The sequence below is a fragment of the Pseudomonas sp. zfem003 genome (assembly GCF_032621675.1).
Classification (GTDB): Bacteria; Pseudomonadota; Gammaproteobacteria; order Pseudomonadales; family Pseudomonadaceae; genus Metapseudomonas; species Metapseudomonas otitidis.
Window position 1 is genome coordinate 252021 of the sequence record NZ_JAVYJG010000002.1, and the last position, 21267, is coordinate 273287.

The 21267-nt window shown below is 67.7% G+C and carries 18 protein-coding genes; 11 read left to right on the forward strand and 7 right to left on the reverse strand.

Going from position 1 to position 21267, the window contains the following annotated elements:
* The first annotated feature begins 79 nt into the window (after nt 1-79).
* The 9 genes from RTK35_RS04580 to RTK35_RS04620 all read left to right on the forward strand — a co-directional run bounded on the left by RTK35_RS04580 (nt 80) and on the right by RTK35_RS04620 (nt 9300).
* On the forward strand, nt 80-697 hold the full coding sequence (locus tag RTK35_RS04580) for an NUDIX domain-containing protein (RefSeq protein ID WP_044401072.1): 618 nt from the start codon (nt 80-82) through the stop codon (nt 695-697).
* Nucleotides 688-1143 carry a DUF1249 domain-containing protein gene (locus RTK35_RS04585; protein ID WP_069560628.1) on the forward strand — a complete coding sequence of 152 codons (456 nt, stop codon included), beginning with the start codon at nt 688-690 and terminating at the stop codon, nt 1141-1143. Before RTK35_RS04580 ends, RTK35_RS04585 begins: the two co-directional genes overlap by 10 nt.
* Nucleotides 1144-1262: 119 nt before the next feature.
* Complete coding sequence (gene cpdA, locus RTK35_RS04590) at nt 1263-2078, forward strand: 3',5'-cyclic-AMP phosphodiesterase (protein WP_074970576.1); 816 nt, start codon at nt 1263-1265, stop codon at nt 2076-2078.
* A 59-nt stretch (nt 2079-2137) separates the two neighbouring features.
* Nucleotides 2138-2755, forward strand: a complete 618-nt coding sequence (locus RTK35_RS04595) for a YqiA/YcfP family alpha/beta fold hydrolase (protein WP_074970574.1) — start codon at nt 2138-2140, stop codon at nt 2753-2755.
* A 14-nt stretch (nt 2756-2769) separates the two neighbouring features.
* A complete protein-coding gene (gene parE, locus RTK35_RS04600; protein ID WP_044401084.1) occupies nt 2770-4659 on the forward strand; it encodes a DNA topoisomerase IV subunit B in 1890 nt (629 codons plus the stop codon).
* On the forward strand, nt 4656-5639 hold the full coding sequence (locus RTK35_RS04605; protein ID WP_316907500.1) for an esterase-like activity of phytase family protein: 984 nt from the start codon (nt 4656-4658) through the stop codon (nt 5637-5639). Before parE ends, RTK35_RS04605 begins: the two co-directional genes overlap by 4 nt.
* On the forward strand, nt 5636-6160 hold the full coding sequence (locus RTK35_RS04610) for a TIGR02281 family clan AA aspartic protease (protein WP_316907501.1): 525 nt from the start codon (nt 5636-5638) through the stop codon (nt 6158-6160). The genes RTK35_RS04605 and RTK35_RS04610 overlap by 4 nt, the downstream gene beginning before the upstream one ends.
* 7 nt (nt 6161-6167) lie before the next feature.
* A complete protein-coding gene (parC, locus tag RTK35_RS04615; protein ID WP_074970568.1) occupies nt 6168-8426 on the forward strand; it encodes a DNA topoisomerase IV subunit A in 2259 nt (752 codons plus the stop codon).
* Between the two features lie 157 nt (nt 8427-8583).
* The gene (locus RTK35_RS04620; protein ID WP_044401095.1) at nt 8584-9300 is read left to right on the forward strand and encodes a membrane integrity-associated transporter subunit PqiC; all 717 of its coding nucleotides are present in this window, start codon (nt 8584-8586) and stop codon (nt 9298-9300) included.
* Between the two features lie 72 nt (nt 9301-9372).
* On the opposite strand, the gene RTK35_RS04625 is transcribed toward RTK35_RS04620, so the two are convergent.
* Complete coding sequence (locus RTK35_RS04625; RefSeq protein WP_316907502.1) at nt 9373-9921, reverse strand: metal-dependent hydrolase; 549 nt, start codon at nt 9919-9921, stop codon at nt 9373-9375.
* Nucleotides 9922-9944: 23 nt separating this feature from the next.
* Entirely contained in the window at nt 9945-11471 is a 1527-nt protein-coding gene (locus RTK35_RS04630; protein ID WP_236213401.1) for an AhpA/YtjB family protein, read from the reverse strand.
* 133 nt (nt 11472-11604) lie between these two features.
* Between RTK35_RS04630 and serB the strand changes: the two genes are divergently transcribed.
* On the forward strand, nt 11605-12819 hold the full coding sequence (gene serB / locus RTK35_RS04635; RefSeq protein ID WP_160480401.1) for a phosphoserine phosphatase SerB: 1215 nt from the start codon (nt 11605-11607) through the stop codon (nt 12817-12819).
* A 62-nt stretch (nt 12820-12881) separates the two neighbouring features.
* On the opposite strand, the gene RTK35_RS04640 is transcribed toward serB, so the two are convergent.
* The 5 genes from RTK35_RS04640 to RTK35_RS04660 form a co-directional block, all read right to left on the reverse strand.
* On the reverse strand, nt 12882-14951 hold the full coding sequence (locus RTK35_RS04640) for an EAL domain-containing protein (protein WP_279861692.1): 2070 nt from the start codon (nt 14949-14951) through the stop codon (nt 12882-12884).
* A 63-nt stretch (nt 14952-15014) separates the two neighbouring features.
* Nucleotides 15015-16829 (reverse strand): hypothetical protein, encoded by a 1815-nt coding sequence (locus RTK35_RS04645; RefSeq protein WP_044401111.1) that lies wholly within the window; start codon nt 16827-16829, stop codon nt 15015-15017.
* 192 nt (nt 16830-17021) lie between these two features.
* A complete protein-coding gene (gene asd / locus RTK35_RS04650; RefSeq protein WP_074970556.1) occupies nt 17022-17885 on the reverse strand; it encodes an archaetidylserine decarboxylase in 864 nt (287 codons plus the stop codon).
* Between the two features lie 24 nt (nt 17886-17909).
* Entirely contained in the window at nt 17910-18725 is an 816-nt protein-coding gene (rhdA, locus tag RTK35_RS04655; protein ID WP_316907503.1) for a thiosulfate sulfurtransferase, read from the reverse strand.
* 46 nt (nt 18726-18771) lie between these two features.
* Nucleotides 18772-20295 carry an HDOD domain-containing protein gene (locus RTK35_RS04660; protein ID WP_316907504.1) on the reverse strand — a complete coding sequence of 508 codons (1524 nt, stop codon included), beginning with the start codon at nt 20293-20295 and terminating at the stop codon, nt 18772-18774.
* A gap of 117 nt (nt 20296-20412) precedes the next feature.
* On the opposite strand from RTK35_RS04660, the gene motA reads away from it, so the two are divergent.
* Nucleotides 20413-21264, forward strand: coding sequence for a flagellar motor stator protein MotA (gene motA / locus RTK35_RS04665; protein WP_301151593.1), 852 nt, complete (start codon nt 20413-20415; stop codon nt 21262-21264).
* Nucleotides 21265-21267: the final 3 nt, after the last annotated feature.

The following is a 21267-nucleotide window of genomic DNA, read 5'->3' on the forward strand; positions in this document are numbered from 1 at the left end:
GCCTGCAAAGAGGCTGCGCAAAGCCGAAACGGCGGAGTAGGATGCGCGGACGCAGAACCACCCGAAAGAGCGAGATGCAATGACAGACACCTTCAAACCCGGCCCTGATGCGATCGACGTGATTGAGCGCGAGGTGTGTTTCCGCGGCTTTTACCGCCTGGACCGCCTGCGCCTGCGTCATCGGCAGTTCTCCGGGCAGATGGGCCCGGAACTCAGCCGCGAGCTGTTCGTGCGCCACGATGCCGTCTGCGTGCTGCCCTACGATCCGCAACGCGACGAGGTGGTGCTCATCGAGCAGTTCCGTGTCGGCGCCATGGAGAAGAGCCAGAACCCCTGGATGCTCGAACTGGTGGCCGGCCTCATCGACAAGGCCGAGGAACCGGAAGAGGTGGCCCGACGCGAAGCCGTCGAAGAGGCTGACCTGACATTGACTTCCCTCTGGCCCATCACCGCCTACTATCCTTCACCCGGTGGCTCCGACGAATTCGTGCATTTGTACGTAGGCCGTTGCACCGCAGAGGGTGCCGGTGGCGTACACGGCCTGGCGGAGGAGGGGGAGGACATCCGTGTCCACGTGCTGTCCTTCGCCGATGCCCTGGCCGCCCTGCGCGAGGGGCGCATCATCAACGCTGCCGCCATCATTGCCCTGCAATGGCTGGCGCTGAACCGCGACGAAGTACGGGGGATGTGGACGTGAACCTGTTGCGCGACCGCTACCGGGTGGACCTGGCCGGGCTGCAAGCCGCCTGTGAGGCCAACTACGCCCGGCTGATGCGGTTGCTGCCCCAGATGCGCGAGGCCCAGGCCTCGCGCCGCGTGGCCCTGAGCCAGGGCGAGCACCTGCTGGGGGTGCTGGCGCTGGACGTGGTGGAGGCATGCCCCTACACCACCACGCTGAAGGTGCGCCAGGAGCTGCCGCTGCCCTGGCTGCCGTCCCCGCAGCTGGAGGTCCGCGTGTACCACGATGCGCGCATGGCCGAGGTGGTTGCCGCCGAGAACGCACGGCGCCTGCGCAGCTTCTACCCCTACCCCAATGTCGACATGCACCAGCCGGACGAGAAGAGCCAGCTGAACCTCTTCCTGGGTGAGTGGCTGTCCCACTGCCTGGCCTGTGGTCACGAAGTCGAACCTGTCGTCTTGTAGGAGACTTCTTTCCGCCCATCTCCCGGGGCGCGCTAACTGTGAACCATTCCCGGTTCTCGGGTTTACCGCGTCACGCTTGTGCCACCATAATTCGTGGCATTCACCCCCAGGAGACTGTCTTGTCCAGCGCGAACCGCCACGCCGCTGCTCCTTCGGTCCTGCTCGTGCAGTTGTCCGACAGCCACCTCTTCGCCGAAGAAGAAGGACGGCTGCTGGGCATGAATACGCACGACAGCCTGAGCCGCGTCATCGACCAGGTGCTGGAGGAACAGCCCGCCATTGACCTGGTGCTGGCCACGGGTGACCTGTCCCAGGACGGCAGTCCCGAGTCCTACGTCCATTTCCGTGATCTCTGTGCCCGCATTCCCGCGCCGTGCCGCTGGTTCCCCGGCAATCACGACGAGGTCCAGGTGATGGAGCAGGTGTGCCGCGACAGCGACCTGCTGCAACCGGTGATCGACTTCCCCGCCTGGCGCGTGGTGCTGCTGGATTCCACCATCGGCGGTGCCGTGCCCGGGCATTTCCCGCCCGCCCAGCTGGCCCTGCTGGAGCAGGCGCTGAGCGAAGCCGGCGATCGCCATGTGCTGGTGAGCTTCCACCACCACCCGGTGCCCATCGGCTGCCGCTGGATGGACCCGATCGGCATCCGCAACCCGGACGCCCTGTTCGAGGTGCTGGCGCGCTTCAGCAATGTGCGCGGCGTGCTCTGGGGCCATGTGCACCAGGAGTTCGACCAGCTGCGCGACGGCGTGCGCCTGCTGGCCTCGCCCTCCACCTGCGTGCAGTTCGCGCCGGGGAGCGAGGAGTTCCAGGTCGGCGGCGAGGCCCCGGGCTATCGCTGGCTCAGGCTGCACGGCGATGGCCGCTTGGAGACCGGCGTGTCGCGGGTCACCGGAATCGATTTCGAAGTGGACTACAGCGTCAAAGGTTATTGACCTTGGCGCCGAGGCACGGCAAGAAGTACGACTGCCAGCCACACACCCCAGGACGCCACGTGCCCACCGCCGCCCCCGCCATCCTCTATATCCACGGCTTCAACAGCTCACCCGACTCCCGCAAGGCCCTCCAGCTCACTGCCCTGATGCAGCGCATGGGGCAGGCCGAGCGGCTGCGCGTGCCGGCCCTGCACCATGACCCGCGCCAGGCCATCGAGCAGCTGGAGGCGGCCCTCGCCGAGCTGGGCCGGCCGGTGCTGGTCGGCAGCTCACTGGGCGGCTACTATGCGACCCACCTTGCGGAGCGGCACGGGCTCAAGGCCATCCTGATCAACCCGGCGGTGAACCCGCACCGGCTGTTCGAGGGCCGCCTCGGGCCGCAGAAGAACTATTACAGCGGCGAGGAATGGGAGCTGACCCAGGCCCATGTGGACGCCCTGGCAGCGCTGGAAGTGGCACCTCCGCAGGACGCCAGCCGCTATCAGGTCTGGCTGCAGACCGCCGACGAAACCCTGGACTACCGCGAAGCCGAGCGCTTCTACCGTGCCTGTGCCCTGCGCATCGAGGCCGGCGGCGACCATGGGTTCCAGCGCTTCCCCGCCCATTTGCCGGCCCTGCTGGCGTATGCCGGTTTCCCCGCCCAGCAGTGGCGGGACATCGATTTTTCCGACCTTTGAACGAAAGGGAATCCATGGCCACTTACAACGCGGATGCCATTGAAGTCCTCTCCGGCCTGGACCCGGTGCGCAAGCGCCCGGGCATGTACACCGACACCAGCCGGCCCAACCACCTGGCCCAGGAAGTCATCGACAACAGCGTCGACGAAGCCCTGGCCGGCCATGCCAAGAGCGTCCAGGTGATCCTCCACGAGGACAACTCCCTGGAAGTGATCGACGACGGCCGCGGCATGCCCGTCGACATCCACCCCGAGGAAGGGGTGCCCGGCGTCGAGCTGATCCTCACCAAGCTCCACGCCGGCGGCAAGTTCAGCAACAAGAACTACCAGTTCTCCGGTGGCCTCCACGGCGTGGGCATCTCGGTGGTGAACGCCCTGTCCACCCGTGTGGAGGTGCGCGTCAAGCGCGAGGGCAACGAATACCGCATGGCCTTCGCCGATGGCTTCAAGGCCAGCGACCTGGAGGTCATCGGCACCGTCGGCAAGCGCAACACCGGCACCAGCGTGCACTTCTGGCCGGACGCCAAGTACTTCGACTCCCACCGCTTCTCCGTCAGCCGGCTGAAGCACGTGCTCAAGGCCAAGGCCGTGCTCTGCCCGGGCCTTCTGGTCACCTTCGAGGACAAGGCCGCCGGCGAGCGCGTCGAATGGCACTACGAGGACGGCCTGCGCTCCTACCTGGTGGACGCCGTCAGCGAATACCTGCGCCTGCCCGACGAGCCGTTCGTCGGCAGCCTGGCCGGTGACAAGGAAGCGGTGGACTGGGCCCTGCTGTGGCTGCCCGAGGGCGGCGAGTCGCTGCAGGAGAGCTACGTCAACCTGATTCCCACGGCCCAGGGCGGGACCCACGTCAACGGCCTGCGCCAGGGCCTGCTGGACGCCATGCGCGAGTTCTGCGAGTTCCGCAACCTGCTGCCACGCGGGGTCAAGCTGGCCCCCGAGGACATCTGGGAGCGCATCGCCTTCGTCCTCTCGATGAAGATGCAGGACCCGCAGTTTTCCGGGCAGACCAAGGAACGCCTGTCTTCCCGCGAGGCGGCCGCCTTCGTCTCCGGCGTCGCCAAGGACGCCTTCAGCCTCTGGCTCAACGCCCACCCCGAGCTGGGCCTGCAACTGGCCGAACTGGCCATCAGCAACGCCGGCCGCCGCCTCAAGGCGGGCAAGAAGGTCGAGCGCAAGAAGATCACCCAGGGCCCGGCGCTGCCCGGCAAGCTGGCCGACTGCGCCGGCCAGGACCCGATGCGCGCCGAGCTGTTCCTGGTGGAAGGTGACTCCGCCGGCGGCTCCGCCAAGCAGGCCCGGGACAAGGAGTTCCAGGCGATCATGCCGCTGCGCGGGAAGATCCTGAACACCTGGGAAGTCGACGGCGGCGAAGTGCTCGCCAGCCAGGAGGTCCACGACATCGCCGTGGCCATCGGCATCGACCCCGGCTCCAGCGACCTGTCCCAGCTGCGCTACGGCAAGGTCTGCATCCTCGCCGACGCCGACTCCGACGGCCTGCACATCGCCACGCTGCTCTGCGCCCTGTTCGTGCGTCACTTCCGCCCGCTGGTGGAGGCCGGCCACGTCTACGTCGCCATGCCACCGCTGTACCGCATCGACCTGGGCAAGGAGGTCCACTACGCCCTCGACGACGCCGAGCGCGACGGCATCCTCGACCGCATGGCGGCCGAGAAGAAGCGCGGCAAGCCCCAGGTCACCCGCTTCAAGGGCCTGGGCGAGATGAACCCGCTGCAGCTGCGCGAAACCACCATGGACCCGAACACCCGGCGCCTGGTGCAGCTGACCCTCGATGACGGCAGCCTGACCCACGAGATGATGGACATGCTGCTGGCCAAGAAACGCGCCAGCGACCGCAAGAGCTGGCTCGAATCCAAGGGCAACCTGGTCGAGGTCCAGGTGTGAGGGCGGGCCTGTACCTCGCCCTGCTGCTGTCCGCCCCGTCGCTATGGGCTGCGGCCCCGGTGGAAGAGCTGCGGCTGGTGGCCGAGTACCCGGTGGCGGGCATGGACGGCGGCAACCTGTCCGGCCTGGCAGTCTGTGGCAAGGCGCTGCAGAGCGTGTCCGACCGGGTGGATGACCGCCTGTTCGTGCTGGAGCCGGTGGACGGCGTCCTGCAGGCGCGTGCGGAGGCCTTCGAGGCACCGCCGCCGCCTCCCAGCGGGCTGCCCTGGGGCGTGCGCACGCGCACCTGGTTCATGAACCTGTTCCGTGGCAACGAACTGGACCTGGAAGGCATCACCTGTGATGCCGCCGGCAACCGCTACCTGCTCAGCGAAGCCCATGCCGCCGTGCTGCAGGTTCGCCCGGAAGGCACCGCCGACTGGCTGCGCCTGCCGGACAGCCTGGTCCGCCAGGCCCGCGCCAGTGGCATGCTGCTGCACTTCAATGCGCTGCTCGAAGGCATTGCCATCGACCCCGCCGGGGAGCGCCTGTGGCTGGCCGCCGAACGCGAGCGCCGTGGGCTGATGGTGGTGCACCGCAAGCAGTCTACCTGGTCGTGCTCCGGGGGCTGCGTGATCTTCAGCGAGGCCGGCGAGGACACCCCGCCGCCGACCCTGGGGCGTGCGGTACCGATGGCCAAGGACTTCGCCGACCTGTCGTTGTACAAGGGCAAGCTGTTCACCCTGGAGCGCCATGCTCACAAGGTCTGTCGCCGCGATCCGGCCAAGGGCCTGGTGGAGCGCTGCTGGTCGTTCGCCGCCGAAGCCCTCACCGAGCCCCGTCGCTACGACGTGGACTGGGGCATGGCCGAGGCGCTGGTGGTCGACGCCGACGGCGCCTGGATCGGCGTCGACAACGGCTCCAGCGTGCGCGCCGACGGCGAGTCGCGCCCGATCGTGTGGCGCTTTGCCAAGCCGACCGGAGGCTGGGAAGCACCATGACCCAGCAGGCGCCGGGCAAGCGTGCGGGCCGGGTGATGCTGGTGCTCGCCTGGGGCACTGCCATGCTCCTGGCCACACACTTCTTCGGCCGCTGGGAAGACGGCAAGCGCAATCCCAACCAGGCGCCCACCTCCACCCGTGGCGATGGCTATGTGGAAGTGCGCCTGGCCAGTGGCAGCCAGGGGCATTACCTCGCCAATGGCCGTATCGATGGGCAGGCCGTGACCTTCCTGCTGGACACCGGCGCCACCGCCGTTGCCGTGCCTGAAGCGCTGGCCCGGCGCCTGGCGCTCAAGCGCGGCGAGCCCATCACCCTGAGTACCGCGAATGGCCGCACCACTGGCCATCGCACCCATCTGGACGAGCTGCAACTGGGCGACATCCACCTTGCCCAGGTGCCCGCCATCATCGCTCCCGGCATGGATGGCGACGAGGTGCTGCTCGGCATGAGCGCCCTCAAGCAACTCGAATTCACACAGCGCGACGGCACCCTGGTGCTGCGCCAACACCTGACACCGTGAGGCACGCATGAGCGAAACCCTCGATCTCTCCCTGGAAGGCGTGGAACGCCGTTCCCTGGCCGAGTTCACCGAGCAGGCCTACCTGAACTACTCCATGTACGTGATCATGGACCGCGCCCTGCCGCACATCGGCGACGGCCTGAAGCCCGTGCAGCGGCGCATCATCTACGCCATGAGCGAGCTGGGCCTGGATGCCGACTCCAAGCACAAGAAGTCCGCCCGTACCGTGGGCGATGTGCTCGGCAAGTACCACCCCCACGGCGACTCCGCCTGCTACGAGGCCATGGTGCTGATGGCCCAGCCCTTCAGCTACCGCTACACGCTGGTAGACGGCCAGGGCAACTGGGGTGCGCCGGACGATCCCAAGTCCTTCGCCGCTATGCGCTACACCGAAGCGCGGCTGTCCCGCTATGCCGAGGTGCTGCTCTCCGAACTGGGCCAGGGCACCGTGGACTGGGGCCCCAACTTCGACGGCACCATGCAGGAGCCCCTGACCCTGCCGGCGCGCCTGCCCAACCTGCTGCTCAACGGCACCACCGGCATCGCCGTGGGCATGGCCACCGACGTGCCGCCGCACAACCTGCGGGAAGTGGCCAGTGCCTGCGTGCACCTGCTGGACGAGCCCTCGGCCACGGTCGAGCAGCTCTGCGAACACGTGCTCGGCCCGGACTTCCCCACCGAGGCGGAGGTCATCACCCCGCGTGCCGACCTGCTGAAGATTTACGAAACGGGCCGTGGTTCGGTGCGCATGCGCGCCGTGTACCGCGTCGAGGACGGTGACATCGTCGTCACCGCGCTGCCCCACCAGGTCTCCGGCGCCAAGGTGCTGGAGCAGATCGCCGCCCAGATGCAGGCCAAGAAGCTGCCCATGGTGGCCGACCTGCGCGACGAGTCGGACCACGAAAACCCCACCCGCATCGTCATCATCCCGCGCTCCAACCGCGTGGACGCCGACGAGCTGATGCAGCACCTGTTCGCCACCACCGACCTGGAGTCCAGCTACCGGGTCAACATGAACGTGATCGGCCTCGACGGGCGTCCCCAGGTCAAGGACCTGCGCACCCTGCTCACCGAGTGGCTGACCTACCGCGTCGGCACCGTGCGCCGCCGCCTGCAGTTCCGCCTGGACAAGGTGGAGAAGCGCCTGCACCTGTTGGATGGCTTGCTGATCGCCTTCCTCAACCTCGACGAGGTGATCCACATCATCCGCACCGAGGACCAGCCCAAGCCGGTGCTGATGGAGCGCTTCCAGCTCAGCGAAGCCCAGGCCGACTACATCCTCGACACCCGCCTGCGCCAACTGGCCCGCCTGGAAGAGATGAAGATCCGTGGCGAGCAGGACGAGCTGCTGAAGGAACAGAAGAAGCTGCTGGCCCTGCTGGGCAGCGACGCCAAGCTGAAGAAGCTGGTGCGCGAGGAGCTGATCAAGGATGCCGAGACCTACGGCGATGCGCGCCGCTCGCCGATCGTCGCCCGCGCCGAGGCCCGCGCCCTGTCGGAAACCGAGCTGATGCCCACCGAGCCGGTCACCGTGGTGCTCTCGGAGAAGGGCTGGGTGCGCTGCGCCAAGGGCCACGACATCGACGCCACCGGGCTTTCCTACAAGGCGGGCGACGGCTTCAAGGCCTCTGCGCCGGGCCGCTCCAACCAGTTCGCGGTGTTCATCGACTCCACCGGCCGCAGCTACTCTCTGGCGGCGCATTCGCTGCCGTCCGCCCGTGGCCAGGGCGAGCCGCTCACCGGCCGCCTGACGCCGCCGCCGGGGGCCACCTTCGAATGCGTGCTGCTGCCGGACGACGACGCGCTCTACGTGATCGCCTCGGACGCGGGCTACGGCTTCGTGGTCAAGGGCGCCGACCTGCAGGCCAAGAACAAGGCCGGCAAGGCGCTGGTCAGCCTGCCGGAGGGTTCGCGAGTGATGGCGCCGCGTCCTCTCGGCAGCCTGGAGGAGGACTGCCTCGCCGCTGTGACCACCGAAGGGCGCCTGTTGCTGTTCAAGGTTGCGGACCTGCCGCAGCTGGCCAAGGGCAAGGGCAACAAGATCATCGGCATCCCCGGCGAGCGCGTTGCCAGCCGCGAGGAATACCTGGCCGACCTGGCCGTGCTGCCCGCCGGCGCCACCCTGGTGTTGCAGGCCGGCAAGCGCACGCTGTCGCTCAAGGCTGACGACCTGGAGCACTACAAGGGCGAGCGCGGACGGCGTGGCAACAAGCTGCCCCGTGGCTTCCAGCGGGTCGATGCACTGCAGGTGGAGCTGCCGGGCTGACCGCCCGGCGGCGCCTTGGCGCCTGCCATTCGACGCGCGAGGCTGGAGTCGTCCGCCGCATTGGCGGATGATAGTGCCCCCTGACGGCCCCGCCATGGCGGGCGCCCCGAGATGAATTCGAACAGGGCCGCCGTGTGTGGCCCGGAAGAGCAGACAGATGAACGTCGTACGACTTCCACTCCTGGCGCTGCTGACCAGCCTCCTGGGGCTGGCGGGTTGCGTCCACACCCCACCCGCACCGCTCTACCAGCTGGAGACCGGCAACTCCGAACTGCCCTCCCAGGCTGCCGGCATGGCCGTGCTGCTGGGCCCGGTGTCCGTGGCGGACTACCTGCAGCGCGAAACCCTCCTGCAACGCCAGCCCGACGGCAGCCTGACCGCCTCCACCGAGGGGCGCTGGGCCGGCAGCCTGGCCGGTGACATCGACCAGCTCCTGCTGCGCCAACTGGCCTGGCGCCTGGACAGCCAGCGCCTGGTGCTGGCCCCTGCCAACCCGGGTTTCACCCCGGATGCCCAGGTGCTGCTGAGCATCAACCGCCTGGACTCCGGCCCCCAGCGCCCGGCGGTGCTGGAAGCCCAGTGGCGGGTGCTGGACAAGGCCGGCCAATTGCGTGACAGCCGCCTTGTGCGCCTGGAGCAGCCCCATGATGGTTCGGCGGGCGATCAGGTTCGCGCCCAGAGCCAGCTGCTGCAGCAACTGGCCGAGCAACTCGCGGGTGCCGTGAAACCCCTGGAGGGCCAGGCCTCCGCGCCCGCTGCCGGGGAGACGCGCAAGCCCAGTCCCGCGCCCGCGCGCAACAGCCGGGAGCCGGCGCAACCGAAGATCCCGATGGCGGCTCCGGTGCGTACCGATGTGGAGGTGTTCCGCTTCTAGCGGTGTGCCGTCCACCTGTGAAAACGCCGCGCATCCCCAGGGAGCGCGGCGTTTTTCATTTCAGCCCGGCGTTCAGGCGTGGTCGCGTTGCGGCGAGCGCAGCAGCAGGTGGCGCAGGGTGAAGCCGGACAGCGCGACAGCCAGGCAGGGCAGCCAGACCCAGCGGGCTTCCGAGGCCAGCACGGCCAGGCCGCGGGCGCTGAAGAAGCCCTTGATGAAGGGCGAGACCTCGATGGGGCGCCAGGGCAGGAAGTAGCGCTCCTGGCTCCATGGCCAGAACCAGGCGACACCCAGACCGCCGTTGGTGAGTGCGTCCAGGGCGCTGTGGCTGAGGGCCGCCAGGCCGACGAACAGGCCCGCCTTCAGGGGGCCGCAGCGCAGTGGGCGATAGAGCGGGGCGGCCAGTGCGGCGCAGAGCGCGGCGAACAGCAGCGAATGGCTGAATCCCCGGTGGCCGAAGGCATCGGCATAGGCGATGCCCAGCTTGAAGGCGAGCACGTCGGCGTCCGGCAGGCAGGCGGCAATCAGGCCGGCCAGCAGCAGGCGCGGGGGAATGACCCGGCTGCCCAGGGCGATGCCCACGGCAAGCACCGGCAGGGGATGAGTGATCAGTGTGGTCATGTTGCCGTTCCGTGGCGCCCGGCTCAGTGCCGGGCTTCGTGCATGCGGGCCAGCTGGCGTTCCAGCAGCGAGGGGTAGGGTTCCAGCAGGCGCTCGACGCAGCAGGCGCCTTCGGGGCTGGCGATGGCGCGCACACGCGCTCGCTGGCGCACCAGCGGGTCGTCGGCGATGGCGCGGTCCACCAGCAGCAGGTTGCGGCTGTGCTGGCTGAGGGCGAGGGCGGCCTGGGTCACGTCGTCCAGCAGCAGGTCGCCTTGGCTCATGCCGGCCAGGCTGTCGCCGAGGGTCAGGCCCAGCTGCAACTGGAGGGTGATGCCGCTGTCGGCCACCTCGATCTGCAGTGCGTGGCCCAGGGCACGCAGCAGCTCGCCGCAGCACAGCGCATGGGTGAGGTGGTCCTCGCCGCTGTCGAGGCTGTGGAACAGCATCAGGCTGCTGCCGTCGTTGAGGGTGTGCAGCTCGCCCTGGTAGAGGGTGGCGGCCTGGTCGAGGCAGTCGCGGTAGCGTTGCAGCAGGTCCAGCAGGCGCGAGCGCGGCAGGCGGCGCAGCTGGTCCTGGGCGCCCAGTTGCACGGCGAGCACGGCGCTGCGCTGGGGCACGCTGGGTTGCACCGGTGCTGGGGGCTCGACGGCCGGCGCACGGGGCGGCTCCTCCACCGGGCGCAGCTCGGCGAAGGGGTCGTCATCGTCCGGGGTGAACAGGCGACTGGGCAGCTCGTCCTCGACGTCGTAGCGGGTGTCGCGCAGGTCGCGGACCTCGAAGCCGTCTTCTTCGTCTTCCAGGCCCGGCTCGGGCTGGAGGTCTTCATCTTCGAGTTCCGGGTAGTCCGGTTCGGGCTCGGGCTCCGGCTCGGGCTTCTCCGGCACCAGGCGGGCCTGCAACTGGCGAGCGAGGTCGCCCAGCTCATCCTGGCGGCCGGCACCGGGGGCGGGGTCGTCCGGGTCACGCAGCCATACCCGCAGTTGCAGCAGCGGCGTGGACAGGTGGCGACCCAGGCGCAGGCTGAGGGACAGCGTCAGGGCCAGCAGGATGAGGCTCAACAGGCCCATGCTCTGCAGGCTGATGGTCATCGGCTGCTGGAACTGCTGCATGTCCAGGCTCAGGCGCAGGTGCCCGGCGATGACTTCCTGGAAGGTGATGGGGGTGGAATACAGCCCGGTGGTTTCGCCCAGCAGGCCCTGCTTGGGCCGCGAGCCGGCCTCGGCGAGGATGCGGTTGTCCACGCTGTAGATGGCGGCGTGGGCCACCAGCGGGTTCTTCACCAGGTTGTTGAGCAGGACGTTGAGGCTGAGGATGTCGTTGGACACCAGCAGCTCGGTGGCGGACGCGGCAGTCTGCGCGGTGAGGCTCTGGCCGAGGGCGTCGGCCTGCTGCTGCATGGCCTGGCGGAACTGCATGCCCATCACCCAGGCGTAGATCACCAGCGCCAGGGCAACCAGGAGCAGGCTGTGGCTGGCGATGCGCAAGGCGATCGGCACACGGCGCTGGCGCAGGGCGTTGAAGATCAGCAGGAAGAAGTTGTCGGGTTTGACGGACGTGGGCCGGTTCACAGAGCTCGGCTCTTCTCGGACGGAATTGGGGCGCAGTATAGCGAGCGCCCCCCGCAGGGCAAAGCGGCCGGCATGCTCGCCGGGCCGGGAAAGTGGGTAGAATGTGCGCCTTTTCCACTGCAGGAGGTGCGCCTTGCGCGAAATAGTCCTGATCAACATCACCGGTGAGGATCGGCCCGGTCTGACCGCGGCGATCACCGGCGTCCTGGCGCAGGGCGGCGTCAACATCCTCGACATCGGCCAGGCCGTCATCCACGACACCCTGTCGTTCGGCATCCTGGTGGAGATCCCCGGGACCGAGCAGGCCTCGTCGGTGCTGAAGGACGTGCTGTTCACCGCCTACAAGCTGGACCAGCAGGTGCGCTTCACGCCGGTGTCGGAAGCCGACTACCAGACCTGGGTCGGCGGCCAGGGCAAGGCCCGCCACATCGTCACCCTGCTGACCCGCAAGGTCACCGCCGAACAGCTGCAGCGTGTCAGCGCCATCACCGCGAAGTACGGCCTGAACATCGACCACATCGACCGCCTGTCCGGGCGCATGCCGCTGGACATGCCCGACAGCCAGGGCAAGGGCTGTATCGAGTTTTCCGTGCGCGGTGAGCCGGCCGACCCGGCAGCGCTACGGGCCGAGTTCCTCAGCGTGGCCCAGGAGCTGAACGTCGACATCGCCTTCCAGCGCGATTCGGTGTTCCGCCGCAACCGCCGCCTGGCGGTGTTCGACATGGACTCGACGCTGATCGAGGCGGAGGTCATCGACGAACTGGCCAAGGCGGCCGGGGTGGGTGATCAGGTGGCCGAGATCACCGAGCGTGCGATGCGTGGCGAGCTGGATTTCCGCGCCAGCTTCAAGGAGCGCCTGGGGCTGCTCAAGGGGCTTTCCGAAGACGTGCTGCAGGAAATCGGTGCCTCCCTGCGCCTGACCGAGGGGGCCGAGACGCTGTTCGCCGAGCTCAAGCGCCTGGGCTACAAGACCGCGATCCTCTCCGGGGGCTTCACCTATTTCGCCAAGCAGCTGCAGGCCAAGCTGGGCATCGACTACGTGTTCGCCAACGAGCTGCAGATCGTCGACGGCAAGCTGACCGGCGTGGCGGTGGAGCCCATCGTCGACGCCCAGCGCAAGGCCGACCTGTTGCGCGAGCTGGCCGAGCGCGAGGGGTTGCGCCTGGAGCAGACCATCGCCGTGGGCGACGGCGCCAACGACCTGCCGATGCTGGGCCTGGCCGGCCTGGGCGTGGCCTTCCGTGCCAAGCCGCTGGTCAAGCAGTCGGCCAAGCAGGCCATCTCCACCCTGGGGCTGGACGGCATCCTCTACCTGCTGGGGTTCCGCGACCGCGACGGCCAGGACTGAGCCTCGCTATCCAGGCATGAAAAAGCCGCCCGAGGGCGGCTTTTTCGTGTGTGGCTGAAGGCTTATTCGTCTCCGGAGGAGAAGTCGTAATCCATCGACTGGCTGGGGCCCTGCAGGTAGTAGCCCTGGATGTAGTTGACCCCAGCCTGCCAGAGGGTGGCCAGCACGCTGGCGCTCTCGACGAAGGGAACGATGGTCAGCTTGGCCTGGGCGTGCAGGCTGGCCAGCAGGGTCTTCAGCGCTTCCTGGTTCTCGGCCTTGCCCAGGTCCTGGGTGAAGGAGCCGTCGACCTTCACGAAGTCGATGTTCAGGTGCTTGAGGGTGTTGAAGGGGTTCAACGCGCAGCCGAACTGGCTCAGCGCCACCTTGCAGTGCAGCTCTGCCAGGCCCTGGGTCAGGGCCTTGGCCTGCTTCAGGTAGGCGATGGCGTCGGGCTCGCTGAACTGGAAGATCAATGCGTCGGAAGGCAGGCGTGCGGCCTTGAGGGCGACGCTCAGCCAGGGCAGCAGGGTCTGGTCCTGCAGGCTGGAGCCGGACAGGTGCACGAACAGGCGGGTGCTGTGACCCTTGGCGCGGTGCTCGGACAGCAGCTTGACCGAGTTGAGGATCACCCAGCGGTCGATCTTCTCGGCCAGGCCGGCTTCCCGCGCGGCGCCGAGGAACTCGGCCGGCGGCACTTCCTCGCCCTGGGGGCTGAGCAGGCGCAGCAGCACTTCGTAGTGCTCGTGGCTGTCGCCACGCAGGCTGATGATGGGCTGGAACAGCAGGCGGAAGCTGTTGGTTTCCAGCGCTTGCTGGACCATGGCCACCAGGTTGCCGCGGCTGGCGGCAGCGGCCAGTTCGCTGGCGGGGTCGTACAGGCGCACGTCGTTGCCGTCGGTGATTTCGTCGGCACACCGGTGGGCGCGGTCGATGACTTCTTCCGCACGCGGCGTGGTCTCGTTGAGGCCGGCGACGCCGATGGACAGGGTCAGCTGGGCAGTGCGGCCGCTGACGTCGAACAGGTGGCCTTCCACCTTCTTGCGCAAGGCCTGGAGGCCATCGCGAGCTTGCTCCGGGCTGAGGCCGGGCTGCAGCACGCTGAAGACGTCGTCGCTGAAGCGGGCGAGCTGGGCGTCGGCCGGGAAGTGGGTGCGCAGCAGGTTGGCCAGGTCGGTCAGCACCAGGTCGCTGCCGCCGATGCCGATGTCCGCCTGCAGGGCGGAGTAGCGGTCGACACGGATGTAGGCGAGGCTCGCGGGCTGCCCGGCGTTGACGGCGCGCTCGGCGGCGGCATCCATCAGCTCGGTGAAGTGGTTGCGGTTGAACAGGCCGGTGACCAGGTCCTGGCTGCTGATCTCGCGCAGCTTCTCTTCCAGTTCGGCGCTGGCGACTTCAGCGCGGATCACCACCTGAATGCAGGGTTCGCCATCGTAGGTGGCGGGGGAGAAGCTCATGCGGGCCTGGAACGCCTGGCCGTCGACCTTGCAGCCGGAGCAGGTGAGCTCGCTGTGGCCTTCGCCGTCTCGGTAGTTCTTGAGGAAGTCCTTGAACGCGGCCTGGTCGTCGCCGGTGATCAGGTCGATCATCGGCATGCCTTCGAGTTCGTCGGCATCTTCATAGCCGAACATCTCGACGTAGGCGCGGTTGGCATAGATGTGCATGCCGTCGTGGACGTAGGTGATGGCGTCCACGGAGCTGTCCAGCAGCAGCTGGCAGCGCTTCTCGGCTTCGCGCAGGCTCACCTCGGCGGCGCGGCGGGCACGACGTTCCTCAAGGTTCGCCAGTTCGCGATTGGCCACCAGCACCAGGCGCTCGTCCTCGCCCTGGGGCACCGCATCCTGGGCGCCGAGGGCCAGGGCTTCGGTGACGAGGTCCGGGTCGTTGTCCTGCACCAGCTGGATGAAGGGGATGTCCTTGGACTGGCGGCGGATCGCACCGAGGGCTTCGCCGGGGGAGAGGTTCTCGCTCTCGGGGGCTGCGATGAGCAGGTCCCAGGTCTGCTGGAGGGCTTCGGCGAGGTCTTCGCTGGACACCAGGCGATGGACACGGGTGGCGCGTCCGGCGTTACGGAAAAGGCTGACCAGGCGCTCGGCTTCGTTCTGCGAGTCTTCCAGGATCAGCAGACGGATGGTTTTCTTCTCGATTGCCATGGCGTGTGCTTAGACCGCGCCGAACGGGCGCTAAATGGCGACAAATGGGAGTGGCTGGGGAATCTACAGCGACTTCCAGAGCGAGTCAAAGTCTTCGTCCCCACCCGATCCGCGCTCTCCCGAAGCTGTGACAGGCTTCCCGTGCTGCTCCGTCGGCTGCTCGAACGGACGGTATTCGAACTGGCTGAAGCTGCCGGTCGAGGTCTGTCGGCTGGTGAGGACGGCACGGCGTTCGTCGCCGTGGATGTTGATCTGCACCTTGTTGCCTTCCTGGAACGGCAGGCGCGGCGTGATCAGGGTCGCCGGGCGGGAGATGGCCGAGATCTCGGGGAGCAGCAGTGCCCGCAGGTACTGGCTGTGCTGGTCGGCCTTGCGCAGCAGCTGCAGGCCGCACGGCTGGGCGTGGGGAGCGATCAGCTCGATGCCCATCTGGGTGCCGCCGCCGCGTACCTGGCGGATCCAGCGCACCACGGCAACGCTCCAGCCCTGGCTGGGGGCGTCCTGCACGCCGAGCAGTTCGCCGGCCTGGAGCTGGCTGGGGACCTCCTTGGGCCAGCTGAGGCAGTAGCCGCCGGGGCTGTGGTTGACGATGGTCAGTTCGAAGGTCGGGTAGTTCTCGCCGCTGGCCGTGGGTTCTGGCTGGGTGCTGGTATCGCCGGGTGTGACCGGCTTGCTGTACTGGATTTCCTCGTAGGGCAGGCCTTCGTCCCAGTTCTGCGGCTGGGCGTCGAAGGCGGTGTTCCAGACGTCGCCTTCGTCCTTGTTGATCGGCTTGAAGACCGCTTGGCCGGCTTCCTTGATCTTCAGGATCGCGCCGAACGGCTGCTTGCCGGAGAGGAAGAAGTGCAGGGCGCTCATGCCGATGCAGAGGGTCAGCGCGCCGCGCCCAGGCGTGCGCTGGAAGGTGCGCTCGGAGATGTCGCCCCAGGCGGAACTGAGGTGCTGCAGGAGGTCGACGCTGATGCCTTCCGGTACCAGCAGGCGCGCTTGGGCGCGGTCTTCGGTAGCGAGGGTCAGGTAGTGCTTGATCGCATCCACCAGCGGCAGCGGGTCGATGCCCAGCAGGCCTGCCATTTCACTGGCCTGGAACAGCGATTTGTAGCGGGGCGGACCGTCGACCTGCGGCGCGACGGCGAACAGGCTGGAGGCCAGTTCGGCGCCTTGCAGGCGCACCAGTGCGCTCCAGGGCTCCAGCACTTCGGCGAGCTTTGCGATGTTGTTCTGGCGCATCTGGTTGCAGCGGGCGCAGCCCAGCAGCAGGGCGACCAGGTAGGTCTGTTCGACGCTCAGGCCTTCGGTGTGGCGGGCCAGGCCGTCGCGCACGACGACGCGGTGAACCTGCCGGCTGCTGGCCAGTTGGTAGAGCTGGTGCAGTTCCAGCCACAGGCCTTCCGGCACCGGGCAGTACAGCTGGCTGGCGCGGATCAGGGCGGAGTTGAGGCTGTGCATGGCGCGCTGCAGGGCGATGGTCAGCAGTTGCTGGCCGTCACGGGCCTGGCGCTGGGCTTCCTGTACGACGATCTGCTTGTAGCCGATGGCCAGGTGGTTCTGCAGGGCCTGGCACAGGTTGGCCACCTTGCGCGGACGTTCGTCGAGGACGATGGCCTGGTTGAGGAAGTGGCGTTCGAGGTGCTGGCAGACGAAGTACACCTCGGGGCGGATCAGTTCCAGCAGGTGCAGGCGGTTGTCGCTGGGGGTGATGAGCTGGTTCAGCTCCACCAGCGCCTGGTAGAGCTGACGAGCAGTCTCGCCGATGTTGGCCTTGGGCAGCAGGGAGATCCAGCGCTTGATATCGCGGGGCGTGGCTTCACAGAGGGACAGGCTCTGCTTGCTCGGAGTCGGAACACGCAATAACAGGTGGGGACTCTGCTTGTCCATGTAACTCGGGTACTCCAACAGCAACGGGCCAGGCGTGTGGGAACGGTCTCTCGCACTCTAGCAGCATCATCGGGTCGCCGCAGCCTAACGAGAGGCCGGTGGCGGTATCGCGCGGACAGGCGTGTCGAGCGGGCTTATGGGACGTTGGACCAGGCCGGGTGGCCGCGCGTTCAACGTCCCAGGGCCTGGCGGTCAGGCTTCCTTCGGCAGTGCCAGGAGCTGGCCCATGCTCACCGCGCTACCGGCGGCCAGGCCTTCGGCCCAGCGGATCTGCTCGGGCCCGAAGAGCACGATGGCGGTGGAGCCGAGCTTGAAGCGACCCAGTTCGGCGCCTTTTTCCAGGCTGATCGGTGCCCGTGCGGCTTCGTCGTAGCGGAAGGTCTTGAGTTCACGCTTGGGCGGTGTCACCAGGCCGGCCCAGACGGTTTCGATGGAGGCGACGATCATCGCACCCACCAGTACCACGGCCATCGGCCCGCGCTCGGTGTCGAACAGGCAGACCACGCGCTCGTTGCGGGCGAACAGCTCCGGCACGTTCTCGGCGGTGCTCTGGTTCACGGAGAACAGGCGCCCCGGCACGTAGACCATTTCGCGGAGGGTGCCGGCCAGCGGGGCGTGCACGCGGTGGTAGTCGCGGGGCGACAGGTAGATGGTGGCGAAGTCACCGCCCATGAAGGGCGCAGCGCGTTCGGCATCGCCGCCCAGCAGCTCCAGCACGCTGAAGCTGTGGCCCTTGGCCTGGAAGATGCGGCCGTGCTCAATCGGGCCGAGCTGGCTGACCGCGCCGTCGGCGGGGCAGAGGATGGCGCCGGGGGTGCTATCCAGCGGGCGGGCGCCGTCCTTGAGTGCGCGGGTGAAGAAGGCGTTGAAATGCTCGTAGGCGGTGAGGTCCTCGACCAGCGCTTCGTTCATGTTCACCTGGTAGCGGCGGGCGAACCAGGCGGTGAAGGCGTTCTTGAACCAGCGGATGCGGCATTCGGCCACGCACCCGGCCAGGCGCGAGAGCAGGTGATGGGGGAGCAGGTACTGGCTGATGATGAACAGGCGTTCTTTCATGGTCTTTCCTTGGGTTCCGGGGCCTCAGGCCTCGACGGGCGTGTCTGGGTGGTTGCCCCACTCCGACCAGGAGCCGGCGTAGCCCTTCACGCGGGGGTAGCCGAGCGCCTTGGCCACCAGGTAGGTGAAGCCGGAGCGGTGGTGGGTCTGGCAGTGGGTGATCACTTCCTTGTCGGGGGTGATGCCCAGCCGGTTGAGGATTTCAGGCATGTCGCGGCGAATACGCAGCGCGCGCGACGGGTCCATGCCGGCGGTCCATTCGAAATTGACCGCGCCGGGGATGTGTCCGCCCTTGGCAGCCAGCACCTTGGTGCCGGCGTACTCGGCGGGGTTGCGGGCATCCCAGATCGCCAGGTCGGCTGCGCCGAGGCGGCTCTGCAGGTACTCGCGGGTGGCGGTCGGGGCGTCGTGAAGCACCAGGGGCAGCGGGCCGCCGGCGGGTGTGGGGGTATCGCTGGATGTGGCGTGGCCGTCGCCGAGCCAGGCATGCAGGCCACCATCGACGTAGTGGTAATGCGGGTGGCCGATCACATCCAGCAACCAGATGAAGCGCCCGGCCCAGCCGCCGCCTTCGTCGTCATAGACCACGTAGACCGCGTCGGGACGATGGCCCAGTTCACCGAACAGTGCCTCGAGGTCAGCCTTGGCCGGCAGCAGGCCGGGGGCAGGTGGCTGGCCCAACTGGGTGCGCTTGGGGTCGACGAAGCGGGCGCCGGGGATGTGGCCCTCGGCATAGCGAGCGGCGCTGGTGAGGTCCACCAGGATCAGCTCAGGGGCATCCAGGCGTGCGGCCAGGTCGGCGGGCTCGATGACCAATGGCAGGCCGGCAAAGGCAGGCATGACGGGCTCCGGTAAGGGCGGAAAGCGGGAGATTGTAGCGGAAAGGTCAGCGCCCGCGACTGGCAAAGCCAAGCAGGGCGCGCTCGATGCATTGCATGGTCTTTCCGAAGGCCTGCAACCCGATGTCGGAGAACGGCTGGCCGCCCTGGTCGGCGACCACCAGCAGCACCACCCGGCCATTGGCCGCCACGGAGCGCAGCAACAGGTGATCGGCCGGGAACAGGGCCTTGAGGTTGCCGGGGATGAAGGCGGAGTACTGCGCCGCGTTCTCCGGGCTCAGGCGCAGCTGACCCGGCTGGGCAAGCAGGCGCTTGAGGACCTGGCTCTGGGCCGGGTCCAGCTGCAGGCCGGCTGCCTCCTTGGGCAGGCCGCCGCTCTGCTGGACCATCAGGCGCGTCTGGGTCTTGTCCACCAGCAGGAGCAGGCTGCGGCGCATGCCGCAGGCGGCAAGCGCATCGCGGGCACAGGCGGTGAGCTGGACGATATTGGCGAAGGTACTCGGCTCTTGCAGCAGCTGGGTGCAGAGGGTGCGCCATTCCTGCAGGGCGGCCGGGGGCGGCGGTGCCGGTTTGGCCGCGTCGGCCGGCCAGCGGCTGGTGCCCCACGGCCAGATGAGGCCTTGCGCCGGATGCCAGAGCTCGGGCGTGGCGTGGTGGCGGGCGCTTTCCACGGCCTGCTGGTGGACGAGCTGCTGCACGTCTGCCAGGGGCAATTGCATGTAGAGCCCTGTCAGTCGCTGCCAGCGCAGGCTGTGGTCGCAGGTCCAGGAGTTGTGGGCCGAGATGGCCAGGCCGTTGGCCAGCAGCACGGTGTTGGCGGGCTGGGTCAGCCAGCGGCGCAGGTCGGTATCGGCATCCAGTAATTGCTGCTGGTGCAGCGGATGCTCGTTGTCGCGCGCAATGTGCAGCGCCTTGACCAGCATGCGCTGCTGGGTATTCAGCAGGCGGTAGCCTTCAGTGATCCACTCCGGCAGTCGCCAATGCTCTGCAAGGGCCTGGCACAGGCGCAGGACGGGAACCCCGAGCAGGTCGCGCTCGACCTTGCGGGCGGGCTCGCCGCGCACCAGTACGCGCTTTTCCCAGGCGCTGAACAGCTCGGGATAGAGCGCCAGCAGCGGCCAGAGCGGCGAGAGGAAGAGCAGGCTGTTCCAGTGGATCTCCTGCCACAGCCTGGCCAGTCGGGCGGCGAACAGGCCGTTGGCCTGCTGGGATGCGTGCTGGCTGATCAACAGGATCTGACGGAGGGGCAGGGGAATGTCGTGTTCGGCAACGGCGGGCAGGCGGTTGAGCAACTCTTCGGAGCGCTTCAGGCCAAGGCGGGTCAGGGCTACCTCGAGGCTTTCCGCCGGGCCGCCCAGTGCTGTCGCCGTGCGGTTCGCCTCGCGCATCAGGCTGAGGGCAAGGGCGGGGCTGTCCTGGATCATGTCGGCGATGTCGCGCAACGAACGGCGGCTGTCCCCCAGGGCCCGACGCACCCGCTCGTGGCTGGCGGCAGGGATCGGCAGGCGAACACTGTCGAGCTGCTTGATCCAGCCTTCGAGGCTTGTGGGGACGGGCTTTGAGGTCTTCATGAGGTTTGTGCCGAACTGGCTTTTCGCCTTAACTGGCTATAGTCTGGCGCATAAGTTCCGATAATTAGAAGGGCTGTATTCGCGGCCCTGTTTTCACCCGGAAACTCCCTTCTCTCTATGGCAAAGATAATCGGCATCATCGTCGTCTTCGCCGCCGTGCTCGGTGGCTACGTTCTTTCACACGGCCAGATCGCCGCGTTGATCCAGCCCTTCGAGGTGTTGATCATCGGCGGTGCGGCGCTGGGGGCGTTCCTCCAGGCCAACCCCGGCAGCACCTTCATGCACGTGCTGAAGAAGTCGCTGAAGATGTTCAGCTCGCGCTTCACCCATGCGTTCTACCTCGAAGTGCTGCGCCTGCTCTACGAAATCCTCAACAAGAGCCGCCGTGAAGGGATGATGGCCATCGAGGCCGACATCGAGGACCCCAACGCGAGCCCGATCTTCAGCAAGTACCCGGCCATCCTCAAGGATGCGGGGATGGTGGCCTACATCAGCGACTACCTGCGCATCATGTCTTCCGGGAACATGGCCCCCCACGAACTGGAAGGCCTGTTCGACATGGAGCTGAACAGCCTGAAGGAAGAGCTGGAGCACCCGGCCCATGCCGTCAACCGGGTTGCCGACGGTCTGCCGGGCTTCGGCATCGTGGCGGCGGTGCTCGGCATCGTGGTGACCATGGCGTTGTTGGGGCAGGTTGCCCAGGCAGAACTCGGTAAGCACGTGGCGGCGGCCCTTGTGGGGACCTTCCTCGGTATTCTCGCGGCGTACGGTTTCTTCGGCCCGCTGGCGGTCAGCCTTGAGCACGACGCGAAGGAAGAACTGAACCTGTATGAGGCGATCAAGGCCACCCTGGTGGCTTCCGCGTCGGGGATGCCGCCGTCCCTGGCCGTCGAATTCGGGCGCAAGGTCCTGTTCCCGGCGCACCGCCCGAGCTTCAGCGAGCTCGAACAGGCCGTCCGCGGCAGCTGATTG

What these genes read in the sequence shown, in the direction of transcription:
- RTK35_RS04620 (WP_044401095.1), top strand. Translation starts at nt 8,584, where the DNA reads ATGAACGTCGTACGACTTCCACTCCTGGCGCTGCTGACCAGCCTCCTG.
- rhdA (WP_316907503.1), bottom strand. Translation starts at nt 18,725, where the DNA reads ATGCCTGCCTTTGCCGGCCTGCCATTGGTCATCGAGCCCGCCGACCTG.
- parC (WP_074970568.1), top strand. Translation starts at nt 6,168, where the DNA reads ATGAGCGAAACCCTCGATCTCTCCCTGGAAGGCGTGGAACGCCGTTCC.
- RTK35_RS04610 (WP_316907501.1), top strand. Translation starts at nt 5,636, where the DNA reads ATGACCCAGCAGGCGCCGGGCAAGCGTGCGGGCCGGGTGATGCTGGTG.
- asd (WP_074970556.1), bottom strand. Translation starts at nt 17,885, where the DNA reads ATGAAAGAACGCCTGTTCATCATCAGCCAGTACCTGCTCCCCCATCAC.
- RTK35_RS04580 (WP_044401072.1), top strand. Translation starts at nt 80, where the DNA reads ATGACAGACACCTTCAAACCCGGCCCTGATGCGATCGACGTGATTGAG.
- RTK35_RS04645 (WP_044401111.1), bottom strand. Translation starts at nt 16,829, where the DNA reads ATGGACAAGCAGAGTCCCCACCTGTTATTGCGTGTTCCGACTCCGAGC.
- RTK35_RS04640 (WP_279861692.1), bottom strand. Translation starts at nt 14,951, where the DNA reads ATGGCAATCGAGAAGAAAACCATCCGTCTGCTGATCCTGGAAGACTCG.
- motA (WP_301151593.1), top strand. Translation starts at nt 20,413, where the DNA reads ATGGCAAAGATAATCGGCATCATCGTCGTCTTCGCCGCCGTGCTCGGT.
- RTK35_RS04625 (WP_316907502.1), bottom strand. Translation starts at nt 9,921, where the DNA reads ATGACCACACTGATCACTCATCCCCTGCCGGTGCTTGCCGTGGGCATC.
- RTK35_RS04660 (WP_316907504.1), bottom strand. Translation starts at nt 20,295, where the DNA reads ATGAAGACCTCAAAGCCCGTCCCCACAAGCCTCGAAGGCTGGATCAAG.
- parE (WP_044401084.1), top strand. Translation starts at nt 2,770, where the DNA reads ATGGCCACTTACAACGCGGATGCCATTGAAGTCCTCTCCGGCCTGGAC.